This window comes from Pseudoalteromonas sp. (genome assembly GCF_041613455.1).
Lineage (GTDB): Bacteria > Pseudomonadota > Gammaproteobacteria > Enterobacterales > Alteromonadaceae > Pseudoalteromonas.
The window spans coordinates 1-2,116 of the sequence record NZ_JBFJHD010000333.1 but is presented as its reverse complement, the minus strand read 5'-3'; the positions used below and the strand labels follow the sequence as shown (position 1 = coordinate 2,116).

Annotated in this window: 3 protein-coding genes and 1 pseudogene; 2 read left to right on the top strand and 2 right to left on the bottom strand. The window is 44.8% G+C overall.

Annotation, left to right across the window (positions count from 1 at the left end; translation table 11 throughout):
* Both ABYB02_RS16750 and ABYB02_RS16745 read left to right on the top strand, forming a co-directional pair.
* The coding region (locus ABYB02_RS16750; RefSeq protein WP_372763501.1) for a RecQ family zinc-binding domain-containing protein at positions 1 to 892 on the top strand (892 nt) is incomplete at its 5' end.
* A gap of 60 nt (positions 893 to 952) precedes the next feature.
* Entirely contained in the window at positions 953 to 1,261 is a 309-nt protein-coding gene (locus ABYB02_RS16745) for a YkgJ family cysteine cluster protein (RefSeq protein ID WP_372763500.1), read from the top strand.
* A gap of 75 nt (positions 1,262 to 1,336) precedes the next feature.
* On the opposite strand, the gene ABYB02_RS16740 is transcribed toward ABYB02_RS16745, so the two are convergent.
* Both ABYB02_RS16740 and ABYB02_RS16735 read right to left on the bottom strand, forming a co-directional pair.
* Positions 1,337 to 1,954, bottom strand: coding sequence for a glutathione S-transferase family protein (locus ABYB02_RS16740; protein WP_372763499.1), 618 nt, complete (start codon positions 1,952 to 1,954; stop codon positions 1,337 to 1,339).
* A 45-nt stretch (positions 1,955 to 1,999) separates the two neighbouring features.
* Positions 2,000 to 2,116, bottom strand: a pseudogene (locus tag ABYB02_RS16735) (NADP-dependent oxidoreductase); the annotation flags it as partial.

The window sequence follows — 2,116 nt, the reverse complement described above, 5'->3', positions numbered from 1 at the left end:
CACGCCTGAGCTGAGCGGTATTGAGTATGTAATTAACGATATTCGTCAACATCAGCTGCAGCAACAATGGGAAATGCAAGAATATAGCCTTTCCAGCGACAGTAATATTCGCCAGTTAGCGCTTAAAACCTTGTTAGTGCAGTTAGAAATACAAGGGGCAATTACGCCGCAGTATGCTTACTACGCCGATTTTAAATATAAGTTTTTGGTCGATAAAGCCGAGTTACTGAGTCAGTTTGACGCGCAGCGCCAAGCGTTTTTAACGCAAATATTTAACCATACCGCGTTTAAAAAAATCTGGGGTACGCTTAATTTTGACAGCCTCACGCAAGCGGCGCAGGTAGAGCGAAAACGCGTGGTGGCGGCGCTTGACTACTTAGCCGAAAAACAGCTTATTGCACTTGAAACTAAACGCATTACCCAAGTATATAAAGTGCACAATGACGTGCTAGATAACCCGCAACTTGCCCAGCAACTGCATGATTACTTTAGTGATAAAGAGCAGGCCGAAATTAAACGTATTGCCGCGTTAGTACGTTTTTTTGAACTGCAAAGTTGCTTAAGTTACAACTTAGCGCGTTATTTTGACGATCACCATGCACCCGCGCAATGCGGTCATTGCTCGGTGTGTCGCGGTCACAGCGTTAAGCTGGAATATTCAATAGCGCCTACCCAAATAGACGCGGCAGTTATTTATCAAAAGGTGGATGAGTTTATAGCGCATATGGCCACTAAGGGCGTGCATAACGTGGGGATTGAAACTCAATGTCGCTTTTTAGCCGGCATGAGCGTGCCGTTATTTGCGCGTAACAAAGTACGCCAACTCAGTGGCTTTGCGCTATGTGAAGCGATGCGTTATAGCGATATTAAAGCGCAATTGCTGGCGCGATAATTTAATGCAATTGCTATTAGTTGCTGTATCCTAGTGGCTTATTCTAAAAAGTAAGCCACTATGCCGCACACTGTTATTCCAACGACCACTATTGAAACATCACTCGAAGCAATCACTTGCGCTAATTGCCAAGCCTGTTGCTGCCAATTAGAAGTACGTATTGTGACCGATACCGGTGTGCCTTTTCAGTTTATTGATTACGATAAATGGGGCAGCGAGGTCATGAAACGTGGCGACGACGGCTGGTGCCAAGCACTCGATAGAAATACTCTAATGTGTACCATTTACGAAAACCGTCCGCTGACGTGTCGTGAATTTGAAATGGCGTCTAACGAATGCATTACTGAGCGCGAGCTTGCGGGGATTTAAGCAAAACATGCAGCCAGTAAACTAAAAAAGGGGCCTGCGCCCCTGGTTTATCTGTGTTTGTTAGCGCGCCAGCAGTTAATCGTACTTGGCTTCTAACTCATTAGCAGTATGAAACTTCTCGTGGCTTTGTAATTGCTCATCGTAGTTAACGAGATTGCTAAAGTGGGCAAGTTGACCAGAGTTTTTCACAATTTCCACAATAAACGACATCATAAAATCGGCGCCGGTTAGCGTGTCGCCCACTAAATAGCGTTTTCCTGCTAAGCGGTCATTAAAATAACTAATTACTTTTGCGCTTTCGGCATCGGCATAGCCTGCTAAAAATTGCGTTTTAGCGCCATCTTTTTGTACAAACATTTTTAGCAGCAGCGGTAAAATGGCCGAGCTTTCAGCAAAGTGCAGCCATTGTTGGTAGTCTACATACTCAGCGGTACCCACTGGTGGTGCAAACTTGCCGTTGCCGTATTTAGTGATAAGGTAATCGGTGATCGCGCCCGACTCTGCTACAATCAGGCCGTCGTCTTCAATCACCGGTGATTTACCCAATGGGTGCACTTGCTTTAGTTCGTCGGGGGCTAAAAATGTGTCTTTGTTGCGTTGATAAGCCACAATTTCGTAGTCAACATTGAGCTCTTCTAGCAACCAAATTATGCGTTTTGAGCGTGATTTATTTAAGTGATGTAGTTTGATCATAGTAATCCTTGTGGCGCTGCAAGCGAGGCTCGCAACGCGTTATATTTAAAGTGGGCTATTAACTTTAACCACGGTTTTACCGAAGTTGTTACCGGCGATCATATCGTTAAAGGCAGTGAGGGTATTTTCAAGGCCTTCTACCATGTGCTCACGGTATTGAAT

Coding starts and splice junctions, on each gene's coding strand:
- ABYB02_RS16740 (WP_372763499.1), bottom strand. CDS start 1,954: ATGATCAAACTACATCACTTAAATAAATCACGCTCAAAACGCATAATT.
- ABYB02_RS16745 (WP_372763500.1), top strand. CDS start 953: ATGCCGCACACTGTTATTCCAACGACCACTATTGAAACATCACTCGAA.